12 protein-coding genes are annotated in these 17,443 nt (G+C 68.7%); 7 read left to right on the forward strand and 5 right to left on the reverse strand.

The window, feature by feature from the left end:
* Positions 1-110 precede the first annotated feature (110 nt).
* On the forward strand, positions 111-3,191 hold the full coding sequence (locus PV682_RS06890; RefSeq protein WP_319725088.1) for an efflux RND transporter permease subunit: 3,081 nt from the start codon (positions 111-113) through the stop codon (positions 3,189-3,191).
* 47 nt (positions 3,192-3,238) lie between these two features.
* On the opposite strand, the gene PV682_RS06895 is transcribed toward PV682_RS06890, so the two are convergent.
* Positions 3,239-3,811 (reverse strand): Uma2 family endonuclease, encoded by a 573-nt coding sequence (locus PV682_RS06895; protein WP_319725090.1) that lies wholly within the window; start codon positions 3,809-3,811, stop codon positions 3,239-3,241.
* Positions 3,812-4,025: 214 nt separating this feature from the next.
* Between PV682_RS06895 and PV682_RS06900 the strand changes: the two genes are divergently transcribed.
* The 4 genes from PV682_RS06900 (at position 4,026) to PV682_RS06915 (ending at position 13,828) form a co-directional block, all read left to right on the forward strand.
* A complete protein-coding gene (locus PV682_RS06900) occupies positions 4,026-6,173 on the forward strand; it encodes a protein kinase domain-containing protein (RefSeq protein WP_319725092.1) in 2,148 nt (715 codons plus the stop codon).
* Positions 6,174-6,361: 188 nt separating this feature from the next.
* Positions 6,362-7,336 carry a tectonin domain-containing protein gene (locus PV682_RS06905; RefSeq protein WP_319725094.1) on the forward strand — a complete coding sequence of 325 codons (975 nt, stop codon included), beginning with the start codon at positions 6,362-6,364 and terminating at the stop codon, positions 7,334-7,336.
* Between the two features lie 461 nt (positions 7,337-7,797).
* Entirely contained in the window at positions 7,798-12,528 is a 4,731-nt protein-coding gene (locus PV682_RS06910; protein ID WP_407705619.1) for an RICIN domain-containing protein, read from the forward strand.
* Positions 12,529-12,538: 10 nt separating this feature from the next.
* Entirely contained in the window at positions 12,539-13,828 is a 1,290-nt protein-coding gene (locus PV682_RS06915; protein ID WP_319725098.1) for a hypothetical protein, read from the forward strand.
* A 56-nt stretch (positions 13,829-13,884) separates the two neighbouring features.
* On the opposite strand, the gene PV682_RS06920 is transcribed toward PV682_RS06915, so the two are convergent.
* From PV682_RS06920 to PV682_RS06930, 3 genes are read right to left on the reverse strand one after another with little or no spacing between them, the layout of a single operon-like run.
* The gene (locus PV682_RS06920) at positions 13,885-14,070 is read right to left on the reverse strand and encodes a DUF397 domain-containing protein (protein WP_319725100.1); all 186 of its coding nucleotides are present in this window, start codon (positions 14,068-14,070) and stop codon (positions 13,885-13,887) included.
* An 8-nt stretch (positions 14,071-14,078) separates the two neighbouring features.
* Positions 14,079-14,276, reverse strand: a complete 198-nt coding sequence (locus PV682_RS06925; RefSeq protein WP_319725102.1) for a DUF397 domain-containing protein — start codon at positions 14,274-14,276, stop codon at positions 14,079-14,081.
* A 2-nt stretch (positions 14,277-14,278) separates the two neighbouring features.
* A complete protein-coding gene (locus PV682_RS06930) occupies positions 14,279-15,100 on the reverse strand; it encodes a helix-turn-helix domain-containing protein (RefSeq protein WP_319725103.1) in 822 nt (273 codons plus the stop codon).
* A 155-nt stretch (positions 15,101-15,255) separates the two neighbouring features.
* Here PV682_RS06930 and PV682_RS06935 point away from each other — a divergent pair, with 155 nt between their 5' ends.
* Positions 15,256-15,528, forward strand: a complete 273-nt coding sequence (locus PV682_RS06935; RefSeq protein ID WP_319725105.1) for a hypothetical protein — start codon at positions 15,256-15,258, stop codon at positions 15,526-15,528.
* A gap of 102 nt (positions 15,529-15,630) precedes the next feature.
* Here the strand turns inward: PV682_RS06935 and nadA are convergent, their stop codons facing one another.
* Entirely contained in the window at positions 15,631-16,821 is a 1,191-nt protein-coding gene (gene nadA / locus PV682_RS06940; RefSeq protein WP_319725107.1) for a quinolinate synthase NadA, read from the reverse strand.
* Positions 16,822-17,073: 252 nt separating this feature from the next.
* On the opposite strand from nadA, the gene PV682_RS06945 reads away from it, so the two are divergent.
* The gene (locus PV682_RS06945; protein ID WP_046727393.1) at positions 17,074-17,430 is read left to right on the forward strand and encodes an iron-sulfur cluster assembly accessory protein; all 357 of its coding nucleotides are present in this window, start codon (positions 17,074-17,076) and stop codon (positions 17,428-17,430) included.
* Positions 17,431-17,443 lie beyond the last annotated feature (13 nt).

The following is a 17,443-nucleotide window of genomic DNA, read 5'->3' on the forward strand; positions in this document are numbered from 1 at the left end:
GTATGCGGGGGATAAGGAACGGGACCTCGGGTCTACGAAACCGCCCCCGAGGATGAACCAGGGTTACCAGGGACCACTTCTGCCGCTCACAGGAGAGAGAACTCCCGCTTATGTCCTGGCTGTCCAGGTTCAGCCTCGCCCAACGCGCCCTGATCGGGCTGATGTCGCTGGTCGCGCTCGTCTTCGGGCTGATTGCGATACCCCAGCTCAAACAGCAGCTCCTGCCCACCATCGAACTGCCCATGGTGTCGGTGATCGCGCCGTACCAGGGCGCCTCTCCCGACGTCGTCGAGAAGCAGGTCGTCGAGCCGATCGAGAACAACCTCGAAGGCGTCGACGGCATCACCGGCGTCACCTCGACCGCGAGCGAGGGCAACGCCGTCATCATGGCGTCCTTCGACTACGGCAACGACACGAAGCGCATCGTCGCCGACGTCCAGCAGGCCGTGAACCGCGCCCGCGCGGGGCTCCCGGACGCCGTCGACCCGCAGGTCGTCGCGGGGTCCACGGACGACATCCCGACCGTCGTCCTCGCCGTCACCTCCGACAAGGACCAGCAGGCCCTCGCCGACCAGCTCGACTCGACGGTCGTCCCCGCGCTGCGGGACATCGACGGCGTCGGCCAGGTCGCCGTCACGGGCGTGCGCGACCTGAGGGTCACCGTCACGCCGGACGACGCGAAGCTCGCGGCGGCCGGACTGACCGTCCAGTCCCTGGCGCAGGCCCTCCAGGCGGGCGGCGTCACCCTGCCGGGCGGCTCCTTCGACGAGGCGGGCGCGAACCGGACGGTCCAGATCGGGGGCGGCTACACGTCGGTCCGGCAGATCGCGGATCTCCGTATCCCCGGTAAGTCCGTCAAAGTCAGCGACATCGCCGCCGTCCGCGAGGAGGAGGCCCCCGCCGACTCCATCACCCGCACCGACGGCAAGCCCAGCCTCGCCGTGACCGTCACCATGGCCCACGACGGCAGCGCGGTCACCATCTCCGACGCCGTCGAGGACAAGCTCCCCGCGCTGCGGGGGGACCTCGGCGCCGACATCACCGTCGTCAGCGACCAGGGCCCGGCCGTCTCCAAGTCCATCAAGGGCCTCACCACCGAGGGCGCGCTCGGCCTGCTCTTCGCGGTGCTCGTGATCCTCGTCTTCCTCGCGTCGGTCCGTTCGACGCTGGTCACGGCCGTGTCGATCCCGCTGTCCGTGGTCCTCGCGCTGATCGTCCTGTGGACCCGCGACCTGTCGCTCAACATGCTCACCCTCGGCGCGCTGACCATCGCGATCGGCCGTGTCGTCGACGACTCCATCGTCGTCCTGGAGAACATCAAACGGCACCTCGGCTACGGCGAGGAGCGCCAGGCGGCGATCCTGACGGCCGTCCGCGAGGTCGCGGGCGCGGTGACGTCGTCGACGCTCACCACCGTCGCCGTGTTCCTGCCGATCGGGCTGGTCGGCGGCATGGTCGGCGCCCTCTTCGGCTCCTTCAGCCTGACGGTGACGGCGGCCCTGCTCGCGTCCCTGCTGGTGTCCCTCACCGTCGTACCCGTCCTGTCGTTCTGGTTCCTGCGCGCCCCCAAGGGCACGCCCGAGGACGCCGCCGAGGCGCGCCGCGTCGCGGAGGAGAAGGAGGAGAACAGCAGGCTCCAGAAGCTGTACGTCCCCGTCCTGCGGTTCGCGACCCGGCGCCGGCTGCTCAGCGTGGCCATCGCCGTCGTCGTCCTGCTCGGCACGTTCGGCATGGCGCCGCTGCTCAAGACCAACTTCTTCGACCAGGGCGAGCAGCAAGTCCTCACCGTCAAGCAGGAGTTGAAGCCGGGTACGAGCCTGGCGGCCACCGACGCCGAGGCGAAGAAGGTCGAGGCGCTGCTCGCCAGGACCGAGGGCGTCAAGGACTACCAGGTCACCATCGGGTCCTCCGGGTTCCTCGCGGCGTTCGGCGGGGCGACCGACAGCAACCAGGCGTCGTACCAGGTCATGCTGGAGGACTCCGCGTCGTACGACGACGTCCAGAAGCGCGTCGAGGACGGTCTGAAGAAGCTCGACGGCGCCGGTACGGTCACCGTCTCCGCCGGGGACGGGTTCGGCGCGCAGGACCTCAGCGTCGTCGTGAAGGCGTCCGACGGGGACACGCTGCGCACGGCGTCCGAGGAGGTCCGCAAGGCGGTGGCGTCGCTGGACGACGTCACGGACGTCACGAGCGACCTCTCCCAGAGCGTCCCGCGCATCTCGGTGAAGGCGAACTCCGCCGCTGCCGCCGCCGGCTTCGACGACCAGTCCCTCGGCCTCGCCGTCGCCCAGGCGGTACGCGGTACGACGGCCGCCAAGGCCGTCCTCGACGACACCGAGCGCGATGTCGTGATCACCTCCGCGAAACCGGCGAAGACGCTGGCGGAGCTACGGGGTCTGTCGCTGGGCACGGTGAAGCTGGGTGACGTGGCGACGGTCCAGGTCGTCGACGGCCCGGTGTCCATGACCCGCATCGACGGTCAGCGCGCCGCGACGATCACGGCCAAGCCCACCGGCGACAACACGGGCGCCGTCAGCACGGCCCTGCAATCCAAGATCGACGCGCTGAAGCTCCCCGAAGGCGCCCGCGCCGAGATCGGCGGCGTGTCCTCGGACCAGGACAGCGCGTTCAAGAACCTCGGGCTGGCCATGCTGGCGGCCATCGCGATCGTCTTCATGCTGCTCGTCGCGACGTTCCGCTCATTGGCTCAGCCACTGATCCTCCTGGTCTCGATCCCGTTCGCGGCGACCGGCGCGATCGGCCTCCTCCTGATCACCGGCACCCCGATGGGCGTCCCCGCGATGATCGGCATGCTGATGCTCATCGGCATCGTGGTGACCAACGCGATCGTCCTGATCGACCTCATCAACCAGTACCGGGCTCAGGGGTACGGCGTGGTCGAGGCGGTCGTGGAGGGTGGCCGCCACCGTCTGCGCCCCATCCTCATGACGGCACTGGCAACGATCTTCGCCCTGCTCCCGATGGCCCTCGGGGTGACCGGCGAGGGCGGCTTCATCTCGCAGCCGCTGGCGGTCGTGGTGATCGGCGGCCTGATCACATCAACGCTGCTGACACTGCTCCTCGTCCCGACGCTGTACGCGATGCTCGAACTCCGCAAGGAGAGGCGGGCGGCGAAGAAGGCGGGCCCGGTGGCCGAGGAGACACCGGTGGAGGAGCCGGTGACCGTGTGACCCAGAAAGGGCCGGGTTCCCTCACGGGGCCCGGCCCTTTCGCACGCTCAGAGGAACTCGGAGGTCTCCAACTCGAACCCGAAGGGCTCGGGGAGGGGGAGGGGCTTACCGAAGGGCAGGGTGATGTGCTGGCGGTAGTCCTCGTTCTCCGGGTCGCTGAAGAGGGTGATGGAGGAGGTGTCGCGGTCGGTCAGGAGGTAGAGGGGGATGCCGGCGCGGGCGTAGCCGTGGCGCTTGGTCTCGCGGTCGGACCTGGGCTTGGTGGAGGTCACCTCCAGGACCATGGCGACACCGTCAGGAGGCATCCAAGGATCGGCTCCACGGTAGAGGCGCAGTGCCAGGGGCGCGAAGGTGCCGTCCGGAATCACGTGGTTCTTCGGAGCGCTGAACCCCAGCTTCAGCCCCTTGTTGCCGGAGAACTGCATGTCGACCCGCGATTTCCTGAGCACTTGGCTCACGATCAGGCCGATGTAGTCCTCATGGTCCCCGTCCGGCGGCGGCGTCACAACGATCTCCCCCTCGATCAGCTCTGCCCGGAAACCCTCCGGGGTGTCCAGGGCGAGGAAGCCTTCCAGCAGAACGTCTGCCTGCACGGACAGCTCATGGGCCATGGCAGTCATGTCACGTCCCTCCCTTTTCTGTCGCTCGCCAGACTGGGACACCGGAAGATCACCTGTCCAAGAGATCTGAGACCGTTCCCTCGATCGTGGCACACGACGACGTCGAGGGCACGCAACCGTCAACGTCCCTCCACGGGCACCCGGTCCCACGCCCCCCACGCTTTGCATATCCTGTGACCTCGAACTGCTCTGCGGGTGAGAGGTGAACGGGGAGGTGGCACTGCACGACGGCGACCCCAGGGAACTCGGCGGTTATCAGATCGTCGACCGGCTGGGTGCCGGGGGGATGGGGGTCGTCTACCGCGCGCGGTCCCGCTCCGGGCGTGAGGTCGCCGTCAAGGTCGTCCACGACCAGTACGCCGCCGACAGTGTGTTCCGCGCCCGTTTCCGCCAGGAGATCGCCGCCGCCCGCAAGGTCAGCGGCGCGTTCACGGCGGCCGTCGTCGACGCGGACCCGGACGCCGACCGCCCCTGGATGGCGACCCAGTACGTCCCGGGCCGCTCCCTCGCGGCCCGCGTCCGCGACGACGGCCCCCTGCGCGGGACCGAACTGCGCCGCCTGGCCCTCGGGTTGGTGGAGGCGCTGCGGGACATCCACCGCGCCGGGGTCGTACACCGCGACCTGAAACCGGCGAACGTCCTGATGGCCGACGACGGCCCCCGGGTCATCGACTTCGGCATCTCCCGCGCGGCGGAGAACCAGCAGCTCACCGAGACCGGCCACATGATGGGCACGCCCCCGTTCATGTCCCCGGAGCAGCTCACGGACGCGCGCACGGTCGGCCCGGAGTCGGACGTGTTCTCGCTGGCCGCGCTCCTGACGTTCGCGGCGACGGGCAAGGGCCCCTTCGACGCGGACAGCCCGTACATCGCGGCGTACCAGGTCCTCACCGACGCCCCGGACCTGTCCGGCGTACCCGAGGCCCTGCGCGAAACGCTGGTCCGCTGCCTGGCGAAGGACCCGAAGGAACGCCCCGCCCTCGACACGCTCGCCCCCGCCCTGGCGACGGCGTTGCCGGACGGCGACGGCCCCGACGAGATGCCGACGGTCCCGCACCGCCCCCCGAACCCGGTACCGACCCAGCTCCCCCCGGCCGCCCCGCGCCGCAGATCCCGCCGCCCGCCTCTGCTGGCGGGCGTGGCCGGTGCCCTGGTGATCGCGCTGGGCGTCTTCCTGGTCCCGCTGTTCAAGGAGGGCGGTACGGCGGACCAGAAGCCGAAGCCGTCCCCGTCCCCGACGCGCTGGGCGGCCGTACCCACCGGCTGGCGCCCCTGGCAGACGACCGTGTTCGCGACGGCCGGGGCAGGCGTGAAACAGGTGTCGAAGCCGAAGGCCGACGGCTACACGTACCCGTCCTGCGTCCTGGACACCGGCTCCGTCTACTGCGCGGGCAACAACACCCTCCCCGTCCGCGTCGACGCCACGACCGGCCGCATCCTCTGGCGTGTCGACCCCGGCACCCCGGTCGCCCGCTACGGCGCCGAGGTCATCGGCGTGCACGCCGGCGTCCTGCTCCTGCGCGAGAGCGTCGGGAACACGGACAACACCGACACGACGACCAGCGTCACCGCGTACGCCACCGCCGACGGCGCACGCCTGTGGACCCGCGGCCTCCAGGAGCGGTACGCGCCCCCGACCCTGTTCGGCGACCTGGTCCTCGTGGCGGACGGCGCGACGGTCACGGCCCGCGACCCGAGGACCGGCAAGGCCCGCTGGCGTACGACGCTCCCCACCGAGTACCGCTGCGAGTTCCGCGTCGGTTTCGCGGAGTGCACCAACTACCACACCGCGTCCGGCGCCGATCGCCTCCTCCTCTCCGTCGACGCGACCGACGGCACGACCCGCCGCCTGCGTACGGCTCCGCCGGTCAACTCCGAGTACACCGGTCTCCTGGACGGCCGTCCCGTGTACGTCGCGCTGCGCGAGGACTCCCGCTCCACGAAGGCCCTGGTCATCGACCTGAAGGCGGACACGGTCCGGACGACGGAACTGGCCCAGCCGCAGGACGGCAGCATGGCCCTGACGAACGGCGCCCTGACGTTCGCGACGTCCAGCGGCCGGGTGACGGCGGTGTCCCCCCTCACCGGCAAGCGCCTGTGGCAGACGGCGACCACCCTGGAACGCCCCGCGAAAGCCGTCCCCGACAGCCGGGGCTCCCTCTTCCTCGCGACCCCCACCGGCCGGGTGGCGGCACTGGACTCCCGTACGGGCGCGCTCCTGTGGGAGACGCACCCCCGGGTGACCGTCGAGAGCCTGCTCTCCGGCATGCCCACACGCCTGCTGCTCGACAAGGGCGCGCTCCTGGCCGTGGCCCCCGAGGGCACCCTCTTCGGCATCGACCCCGCGAACCCCGGCGCCTGACCCCGTCCCCCTCTGGCCGGAACAAGCCTCACCACCCACGCCCCGGCGTGCCACGCTCTTTGCCGTCAGTCCCGCACCACGTGGACCGGGCGGAAACGCTCCGGCGGCATGCCCGTTCCCGATGGTGCCGTCGAGCGACGCCCTGAGCCGCGGATTCCTCTTTCCCGACCAGAAAGCAGGGCACTCGCATGGGTAATCTCCGACGTCTGATGGCCTCCACCGCGCTCGCGGCCGTACTCGTCGCCGCACCGGGCCTCAGCCTGACCGCCCCGGCCACGGCAGCCCCCACGAAGACCGCCGCGATCCAGGTCTCCCCGTACGGCTCCTCCATCGGCTCCGCGAGAAACGCCGACGGCAGACTCGCCCTCTTCGGCACCAACAGCGCCGACAACATCTGGCACCGCGCCCAGACCAGCATCGGCGGCGCCTGGAACGCCTGGACCCAGTTCGACGGCGCCCTGCGCTCCATCGCCGCGGAGACCAACGCCGACGGCCGCATCGAGGTCTTCGGCGTCAACGGCGCGGGCCAGATCTGGCACCGCTCGCAGGTCACCCCCGGTGGCGCGTGGTCGTCCTGGGTCCAGTTCGACGGCGCCCTGACCTCCATCGCGGCGGCCCGCAACGCCGACGGCCGTCTCCAGATCTTCGGCTCCAACAGCGCGGGCCAGGTCTGGACGCGCTCGCAGACGTCGATCGGCGGCGCCACCTGGTCCAGCTGGGTCCAACTCGACGGCGGCCTGGCCCAGGTAGCGGCGGAAACCAACGCGGACGGCCGCATCGAACTCTTCGGCGTCAACAGCGCCGGCCAGGTCTGGCACCGCTCGCAGGTCACGCCGGGTGGCGCGTGGTCGTCCTGGGTCCAGTTCGACGGCGCCCTCGACTCGATCGCGGCGGCCCGCAACGCGGACGGCCGCTTGCAGATCTTCGGCTCCAACAGCGCGGGCCAGGTCTGGACGCGGTCCCAGGTGAGCATTGGCGGCGCGTGGTCGAGTTGGGTACAGCTCGACGGCGGCCTGACCCAGGTCGCGGCGGAGACCAACGCGGACGGCCGCATCGAGCTGTTCGGCGTCAACAGCATCGGCAACGTCTGGCACCGCTCGCAGAGCACACCGGGCGGTGCCTGGTCGAGCTGGGTCCAGTTCGACGGCGCGCTGAGGCCGTAACTCCCTGAGCTGGAGCGGGGGCAGTGCCGAGAGGGCACTGCCCCCGTCAGAACTCCCTTGCCCGATAGAACACGTGTGCGTACGCTGAGCCGACGCCGAGCGGACCCTGACCAGTTCCGCTCGCGCGTCGGGTAGTTGGCGACCGGGGGGCCGGTGTCGTCGGGGGCGGATTCCTCGGCGCGATGCCGTGTGTCGTTTTTTCGCGCCCCCTGTTCGCTTCGCCGTTAAGACGCGATGTGACCGGGGGTTTTGTGCGTTCCAGACCTGTTGCTTCTCTGCCTCGCAGACGTGGGTTGTCCACGCGGCTGACGCTGCTGCTGGGTGCCGCCGCGACGCTGGCGTCGCTGGTGGTGCGGCCCGAACTCGCCGTGGCCGATACGGCCGTGGCGAGTTCGAGTGACCGGCCGGACGACTGGTTCGAGACGACGGCCGCTGAGCAACTGCGGTTCGACCAGTGCCTGATGAACGACGCGGTGCGGCTGGGCGGTCGGCAGATGCACGACTTCGCGCAGAACGCGCTCAATCAGACGCCGGGGAAGCTGCGGGAACTCGCGACTCTGGACGGTGCTCATGACGGTCCGCTGAGGGAGGTGCACGAGAAGGACCAGGCCGCCGCGATACGCGATTCGCAGCGGCGGGGGACGGTCATGAGCGGCTGGGGGGTGCCTCTCAAGGGACTGGAGACCCCGGACGGGTTCGCCTCCAGCGCCGACTTCTACGACGTGCCGAGCACCGCGGAAGAGGGCGGTAACTTCTTCGAACGGACGGGAGTGGGCAACTGGTCCGGCATCCCTAACTGGGAGAGGACGTTCGACTTCTACGACCCGACTCCGGAGTTCGACGCGGCTACGGAGAAGGCCGTCAAGGATCTCGGTACTCCGCTGTACGGCAAGGAATCGCTTGGTGGGTGGAACCGTGCCTACTACGAGAAGCAGGCGTTCGAGTACCTGACCGACGGGTTCTACGGCCGTGGTGCCGACGACGCCCGGATCTTCCTCGCGTCCGGCGGCTGGCCCGCGACCGCCCCCGAGCCGGGGACGGCGGAGTACCGGATCGCGGTGGAGGACCTCAAGACCCGGTTCGCCGCGTGCACATGGCGTGACCCCATCGACCCGAACAAGACGTTGCGTGTGGTGGAGGACACCGCGGCGGCGGAGTGGCAGCAGGAGATCGCCTCCCAAGCGGTCCAGCGCAACCAGATCCTGACCGCCGGCCAGGATGCCACCCGGGCGCTGGTCACTGGCGCCGAGACGGTGGCCGACCTGCTGGGCCAGTCCTGGATCGCCGACCACCTGACCCGCTGGCAGGACTACTGGAGCCCCGGCGGTCTCGGGCCGATCGGGGACGACGGGCGGGTCGTCGTCCAGGTGGAAGCGGCCAAGGGCAAGTGCCTGGACGTCGCGAACGCGGGGAAAACGAACGGCACCCCCGTACAGATCACCACCTGCAACAAGAGCGTCGCGCAGAACTGGCAGCTCGTTCCCCACCGGGATGGGTACGCCCTGCTGAACTGGAACGCGGAGAAATGCCTGGACGTGTCGGGCAGCAACCCGGCCAACGGCACGAAGATCCAGGTCTACACCTGCAACAGCAGCCCGGCGCAGCAGTGGACGTTCGACATCCGCGCCGGGGGCGAACTGCGCAATGTCGTCACGGACAAGTGCCTGGACCTCGCGAACTTCACCAACGGAACCGACGCCCGCCTGTGGGCCTGCACGGGCGGCAACTCGCAGAAGTACCGGGTCGTCCCCATGGAGCAGAAAGGCAAGGTCCCGCCTGCGGCCCAGTTCGACCAGGCCAAGCGGGGCATCACGGCGGCTCAGGCACAGGCGAAGAAGCAACTAGCCGTCCTGAAAGCCCAGTTGGAGCCCGCCCGCAAGGCAGCCGCCGCGTCCGACGCCGCCGTCCAGGCCGCGTACGGCATCGCCGACGCCTCCGGCGCCCCGCGTGGCCGCGGCCTCCTGGCCGCCCAGCAGAAGGCACAGGTCACCAAGGGCGTCGTAGCCGCGCTGACGGCGTTGGTGAAGGCGGGCGAGACCGCCGAGGCGGCCACGCGTGCCTCCGGCGCTGACAGCAAGACCATCGCGCAACGGGCGCTGGCGCAGGCCGCGCAGTCGAAGGCAGAGTTCCGCAAGGAGGCCGCCCGCGTCGCCGAGTTGCAGGCGAAAGCAGCCTCGGACGCCGCGAAACTGCACCGCGACAACGCGAAGAAGGACAAGGAGACGGCCGAGGCGAAACTCGCCGTCGCGCTGAAGGCCGAGGGCAACGCGAAGGCCGCCGCAGCAGACGCGCACGCCAAGCGGCTCGCCGCCGAGGCGGAGGAGAAGACGGCCCTCGCGGAGCAGAAGAACGCCGCCGCGAAGCAGGCCGAGGCGAACCGGTTCAAGGAGACGGCCCAGACCGAGGCGGCCAACGCGCAGACGGCCCGCGATCAGGCTTCGGCCGCCGAGGCGACGGCATCCGCGCGCCGCGACGACGCGGTGAAGGCCCGAGACAACGCGAAGGCGAAACGCGACGACGCCTGGGAGGCGGAGCAGAAGGCCGACGCCCTGCGCGCGAAGGCGGACGCGAAGGAGGCGTACGCCCAGTCCCTGGATGCCGGTGACGCCGCGACCGCCGCCCGCACCGCCGCCGACGAGGCCGACCGTCACGCCGGGGACGCGGAAGCGGCGGCGGGCCGCGCCCGTACGGCCGCCGACGCGGCCACCCAGGCCGCAGCCGACGCCGACGCGGCAGCCACCCGCGCGGAGGCCGCCGCCAAGCGCTCCCGCGCGAACGCCGACGGCGCCCAGGCGGCGAAGCTGCGCGCCGACGCGGCGGTGAAGACGGCGACGTCGGCTGTCGCGGACGCCATCGAGGCAGCCCGGCACGCCGCCGAGGAGGCCGACGCGGCTGTCGCCCAGGCCGAGGCGGCGGAGACGCTGGCGCGCACGGCGAAGTCCGAGGCGAACGGGGCACGCGAGGAGGCCGCCAAGGCGCTCGCGGCGTCGGCGAAGGCGGCAGGCTTCGCGTACGTCACCGCCCAGGCCGCCGCCGACGCCGGCGCGGCTGCCGCCCAGGTCGCCGACCCCGCCAACGACGCGATCCAGATCGGCTCCGCCTACCAGGAGAAGGACTCGGTCGCCTCCCTGATCGTCCTGACCGGCCAGGCATCCAAAACGATCGCCGAACAACAGAAAGCCGTAGCCGACGCCCACGCCAAGAACGCCGCAGCCGAGGCCGCAGCGGCAAAGAACCTCGCGGACCAGGCGAAGGGCGACGCGAAACAGGCATACATCCACGCCGCTGGTGCCGCCGGACACGCCTCGACAGCCCGCGCCTACGCCAACGAGGCCCTCGGCTACTCGGCGGACGCGGCAAAGGCCGCCGCAGCGGCCTCCACGTCCCTGACCCGCACGATCGAGTACGACCGCCAGGCGACCGCGGACGCCTCCGCCGCCGACGCCGCTGCGGGCCGGGCGGAGGGATACGCCACCTCGGCCCGAGCCTCCGCCGACCAGGCGGCCCTCGACGCCTCCGCCGCACGGGCCGCCGCAGCTCAGGCCGAACAGGCAGCCAAGGAGGCCCGCGCCGCCGCCGACCGGGCGAACGTGGCCGCGACCGAGGCCGAACAGGCCGCGAAGGACGCGGACAAGTACGCCAAGGAGGCCCAAGAAGCGGCTGACTCCGCTGAACGGAAGGGCGCCAACGACCAGGTCAAGAACGGTGCCGGTACCGGTCTCGGCGGCATCTTCTACGTCGTCGACGAGAACGACGTCGAGGTCACCGACGCCAAGCAGGACAACCCCTGCGAGCTTCCGCCGGGCATCGGCACGAGCTGCACCGTCACCTTCACGTTCACGTTCGACGCGAAGGTCGACTTCTACCTGTGCACCAACCCGGATGTCCCCGCCACGGAATCAGGCTGCCCGACCGCCGACACGGTGTTCCTGTCCACCCAGCCCTACAAGGGCCTGACCAAGAAGGTGACTCGCACCTTCAGCCAGCTCGACATCCTCAAGGGCCTCATCGAGACCTACCTCACGATTGGCAAGGACCTGCTGGTCCAGGACTTCATCGACTGCTGGCACGGCAGCGCGGGGGGTTGTGCCTGGGCGGCATCGAACTTCATCCCCGGCAAGGCGTTCGAGAAGATCGCTGAAGGGATCCGAGCACTGGACGCGGCGATGCACACCGGAGTTGGTGTCGCGGACGCGTTCAAGGCGCTCAAGGCGTTGGACGGCATCGACCCGGCGACGCTGGCCAAGATCGAGGTAAGCGTGAACGCTTACGAGGACGTCATCACGACGTGCAAGGTCAACAGCTTCCCGGGTGACACTCTCATACTGATGGCCGACGGTACTCGCAGGGCGATCCGTGACGTAGGGGAAGGGGAGATGGTCATGGCGGCCGATCCCTTGACCGGACGGCTGTGGGCTGAACCCGTTACCGATACGTTCCAGCACAACACCGACCGACTGGTGACCATCAACCTGGTCGGGGGCAGCAGCCTGGAGACCACAGCCGGTCACAAGGTCCGCACCACCGAACGAGGATGGGTCCTCGCCTCCGAACTGCGTCCGGGTGACCGGCTGATCAGCCCGGACGGGACGCTCCACGCAGTCACAGACATGCGTGACCGATCCTCCCTTGCACCACGCCAGGTGTACGACCTCACCGTGGACGGCCTTCGCACGTTCTACGTGCGCACCAAGGGCGGCGAAGCGGCGGACGTGATGGTTCACAACTGTCTGAACCTGGGCGACGAGGACCTCAAGGCCCTGGAGAAGTACAAGGACGAGATCCACACACTGAAGGAGCACGTGAATCCGGACGTGAACAGGGCGTTCGCACTCGCCAGGCTGAAGGGCAGACCCAACACTGTCTGGACCAATCAGGACATTGCCCAGCAGGCCGTTGACCGGGTCGTGGGCGACTACTTCAGCAAGCGGGCCGCGAACGGCCAGAAGGTCTTCGACCACGAGAAATGGCAGAAGTTCCAGAACTGGGCGGCGAAGGCCAGAGATGGTGAGCAGTACCAGACCATCACCGGAACCTGGGACGCCTACCCCTCGCTGGGTAAGCGATATCACCCGGACGGAAGGACGATCGAGGATGCCGGCAACGAGGTCGTGGTGATCCTGATGAAGGTCAAAGGCCATAACGGCCAGGGCAAGTACGGATTCGTCGTCAAAACCGCATACCCGAAGTAGGGCACGATTCATGCAACAGGGCCGTTCAGCGTACGTCGAACTGGGTTACTCCGATGATTTCGGACTCACCGGCCTGGCAGAGCAGTTGAGCTCTCGCCCCGCTGCGGAGCTCCCCGCTGCGCTCGCGGTAGCCGCCGAGCTGGCGGACGGTTCCGACGGAGAGGACGCCGTGGAACTCGGGGAGGACGCCCGGCGTCTGCTGGACGCCCTGCTGCCGGAGGAGGTCCTTCGCACTGTGTGGCTGGCTGCGGTCGGCGGGGTTTTCGACCCGGCCGACCATGGCATGGACACCCGTGCCTGGCTGCGGACGGTGTCGGAGCTGGCCACGGACCGCCTCCGCCGGAACAGGCGCTCTTACACCCCGCCTCCGGTCCGGCCAGTGCGGGACGAAGACCTGTGCGGGGAAATCGTGGCCGAGGTGCGCGCGCTGAGCGCGGATCTGGGCCGTGTCTCCGCCGCGTCGGACCTCGCCGCAGATCTGGAGCTGGTGGTTGTGCTGGCCGACGCCGATGTCGGCTTCCGGCTCTTCCTGCGAGCTTTGAAGACGCACTCCGCGCGCGTCTCGAAGGAGCGTTACGACAGGTTTCTCGGGCTCGGCGAGCGGCTCGGGTACCACGTCGCGGTAGTCCGGGACGGTCTCACCGTCGACTGGCCACCGATCGACACTACGCACCGTCAGACGTCGTGGGACTTCGGGTTCTCCCGGCTCGCCGGAAAGGCTCACCAGGACTGGCGTCCCGAAGCGGCTGCGGACGAGGTCCACATGGTCGCTGACGCGGACGAGCCCCATCAGTCCCCGGGTACGTCGGCCGCTCTGTTGCTGGAGGATGCGCTCCGACTGTTGCGCTCCCCGTTGCCCGACGACGTGATCACCGAGTTGTGGATCGCCGTATCGGATGCGGCACTTCGCATCGACGGACGCGACTGGTTGCGGCTGATCACGACCGTGTGCGAAGAACGGCTGCGGGAAGTCGCCCCCGCGTACACCCCTGTGATCCCGCCCGCTCGAACAGACCTGACGGACACGGTGCTGGCTGAGCTGAGGGAGATCGCGCTCGTAGTGGGAGACAAGGCCATCAGCCCCTACTGGCAACCCCTTCCAGCCGCGAACGCCATGACCGCACTGGAACAGGTCATCGAACGGGTCGATCCTGATCTCGGGTTCCGGCTCTTTCTGCGCGTGCTGTGGACGCTGTCCGTGCGGATCACGCGGGAGCAGTACCAGCGGTACGAGGCGATCGGTGAGCGGTTCGGGTACGGCGAGTACCACGTCAATGACGTTGAGGGCCTCGTCGAATAGACGGTTGCGAACGGCCGGGTCCCACGCGCTTACGGGACTCGGCCGTTCGTTCTCGGCTATGCCTTGAGGGAGCGGACGAACGCGTCCCAGACCGGCGTTGGGACAGTGAGCGTGGGGCCGCCGGGGTTCTTGCTGTCGCGGATCGGGACGAGGTTGGGGAGGTGGTCGGCGACCTCGACGCATTCGCCGCCGTTGGTGTTGCTGTAACTGCTGCGGCGCCAGCGGGTGTTGAGCGGCGGCATGGAATCCCCTAAGACTTGAGGGAACGGACGAACGTGTCCCAGGCGAGGGTTGGGACAGTGAGCGCGGGGCCGTGAGGGTTCTTGCTGTCGCGGATGGGGACGATTCCAGGGAAGTCCTCAGCGATCTCGACGCAATTCCCCCCGTTGGTGTTGCTGTAGCTGCTCCGGCGCCAACGGGCCGTGCTCAGCTCGGGGGTGTGTCGCATGTCTAGTAGTCCTCCATCGCCTGTTGGATCAACTCCGCCGAGGCGGCCATCGGCAGGGCGTTGGCGCGCAGTACCTCGTACTGGCGACGCCACTTCTTCACCGAGTCCTGGTCCTCGTAGAGACGACCGACCTCGATGCCCTCTTCGTAGGCCATGGTGGAGCCGTTGGGAAGGGTCAGCAGGGTCAAGGAGCCACCCATCAGCGAGTGCGGACCCGAACTGAAAGGCAGCACCTGGACCTTACTGTCCGAAGTATCCACCTGTTCGAGCAGGTGGGCCAGTTGGTTGCGCATGCACTCCCGGCTCCCGACCTGCCGCCGGAGGATGGATTCGTCGATGATCGCCCAGCGCATGGGACGTTGAGGCGTGTGCAGGCGGTCCTGCCGGGACAGCCGACCGGTGACGCGTTCCTCGATCTGCTCCGAGGTCAGATCCTCTTGGACCCTGAGCAGGCCGTGGGCGTACTCCCTGGTCTGCATCAGCCCGGGAATGATCTGCAACTCGTAGTTCTCAATTGCCTCCGCCCGCGCCTCGAAGTCCATGAACCTCTGGTACTGGTCGGGGTGGGCCTCACGCCGCGCCAACTGGTACAGGGTGCAGTACTTGTCCCCTGTCCCGAATGCCGCGTCCAGGTGCGGCGGAAGATCCGGCGGCGGCATCAACTCCGCAGTCTCGATCCGCGCCAACGTGCTCTTGCTGGATGCCACGATGCCCGCGAGCTGGACGAGCGACATGCCGGCGCGCTCGCGGTCGCGCCGCATCTCCGCTCCGAAGTAGTGCCGCGCTGACAGGAAAGGGGTCAGCTCCTGTGGCGTGAACGTCATTGTTCGAACCCTCTCTTTCAACCGGTGTCCCATTCCCAACGGCGGGACCGGAAAGCCGGGTTGGAGTTTCCGCCGGACAGCAATGATGGTGGCACAGAAGGTGATCCTGCGAAGGAAAGAGAGAAAAGAACGTGCGAGATTCGAGTGGACGTCCGATGCGGCTCCTGCCGTGGGTCTCGGACAAGGGCATGCCGTGTTACCTGAGCACGGACAACCCGGAGAGCAGGATGAGCCGGCTCGCGGACAGGGTGGAGGCCGAACTCCTGGACTCCGCGAGGGACGTACTGGGCCACGCGAAGGACCTGTTGCGCGACTCGGCCCCCAAGTACAGGGAGTTGGCCTTCGCCGGGAAGCAGCTCGCCGCCGCGCTGGAGGACGCGCTGAGGGTCGCGAAGAGCCGTGGGGGACGGCTGAACCCGGAGGAATAGCGGAATCGTTGGCCAAAGCTCATGGCCCACAAAAGGAAACGCACAGGGCGCCCCCTCGATAACCACCGAGAGAGCGCCCCGCGTACTGCGCGATAAAGACGTTTACGGCAGCGCCAGCATCCGCTCCAACGCCACCTTCGCGAACTTCTCCGTCTCCTTGTCGACGGAGATCTGATTGATCAGCTTCCCTGCGGCAAGGGACTCCAGCGTCCACACCAGATGCGGCAGATCGATCCGGTTCATGGTCGAGCAGAAGCACACCGTCTTGTCGAGGAAGACGATCTCCTTGCCCTCGGACGCGAACCGGTTGGCGAGCCGCCGGACGAGATTCAGCTCCGTACCGATGGCCCACTTGGAACCGGCCGGCGCAGCCTCCAGCGCCTTGATGATGTACTCGGTCGAACCGACGTAATCAGCCGCAGCCACGACCTCGTGCTTGCACTCGGGGTGGACGAGGACATTCACGCCGGGGATCCGCGCCCGCACATCCTCCACGGACTCCAGCGAGAAGCGCCCGTGCACGGAGCAGTGCCCCCGCCAGAGGATCATCTTCGCGTCGCGCAGCTGCTCGGCGGTGAGCCCGCCGTTCGGCTTGTGCGGGTTGTAGACGACACAGTCGTCGAGGGACATCCCGAGGTCCCGGACGGCGGTGTTGCGCCCGAGGTGCTGGTCGGGAAGGAAGAGGACCTTCGCCGAAGGACGCTGCTCGAAGGCCCACTCCAGCGCCCGCTGGGCATTGGACGACGTACAGATCGTCCCGCCGTGCCGCCCGGTGAACGCCTTGATGTCGGCGGACGAGTTCATGTACGAGACGGGTACGACCTGCTCGGCGACCCCGGCGTCCGTGAGCACGTCCCAGCACTCGGCGACCTGCTCCGCCGTGGCCATGTCGGCCATCGAGCACCCGGCGGCGAGGTCGGGAAGGACGACCTTCTGGTCGTCGGAGGTGAGGATGTCGGCGGACTCGGCCATGAAGTGGACGCCGCAGAACACGATGTACTCGGCTTCCGGCCGAGCGGCGGCGTCCCGCGCGAGCTTGAAGGAGTCGCCCGTGACGTCGGCGAACTGAATGACCTCGTCGCGCTGGTAGTGGTGGCCGAGGACGAAGACCTTGTCGCCGAGCTTCTCCTTGGCCGCGCGGGCCCGCTCGATCAGGTCGGGGTCGGACGGCGAGGGCAGGTCGCCGGGGCACTCGACGCCTCGCTCGCTCCGGGGGTCGGCCTCGCGGCCGAGCAGCAACAGGGCGAGCGGAGTCGGCTGTACGTCGAGCTCCGTGGTCTGGGCGGTGGTCACGGCACGCACCCTTTCTACTTTTCGTCGATCTGACGTTATCTATGATAACGCGATTAGTGTCACTTTGACGATGGTCATAGCGTCGATGTGACGTGAATCCCTGCGGGCACCCCGATACCCCCGCCGAGGCATTTTCCGTGCCGCGAGGCATGTGCGAGCATGAAGAAGAAACGTCAGACCCGGAATGAATCCGGGACCCCGTCGGTTGCAACCGTCGGCAAGCAGTCTCCGTACAACCCGGGAGAGATGTAGATGTCCGTATCGGACGAGACCAGCACCGCCACCGACGGCATCATCCTGAGTGACGCCGCCGCGGCCAAGGTGAAGGCCCTGCTCGACCAGGAAGGCCGGGACGACCTCGCGCTGCGCGTCGCCGTCCAGCCCGGTGGCTGCTCGGGCCTGCGCTACCAGCTCTTCTTCGACGAGCGCTCGCTCGACGGCGACGTGGTCAAGGACTTCGACGGCGTCAAGGTCGTCACCGACCGCATGAGCGCCCCGTACCTGGGCGGCGCGTCCATCGACTTCGTCGACACCATCGAGAAGCAGGGCTTCACGATCGACAACCCGAACGCGACGGGTTCCTGCGCCTGCGGCGACTCGTTCAGCTAAGCGGTACGAAAAT

The organism is Streptomyces niveiscabiei (assembly GCF_033794345.1).
Classification (GTDB): domain Bacteria; phylum Actinomycetota; class Actinomycetes; order Streptomycetales; family Streptomycetaceae; genus Streptomyces; species Streptomyces niveiscabiei.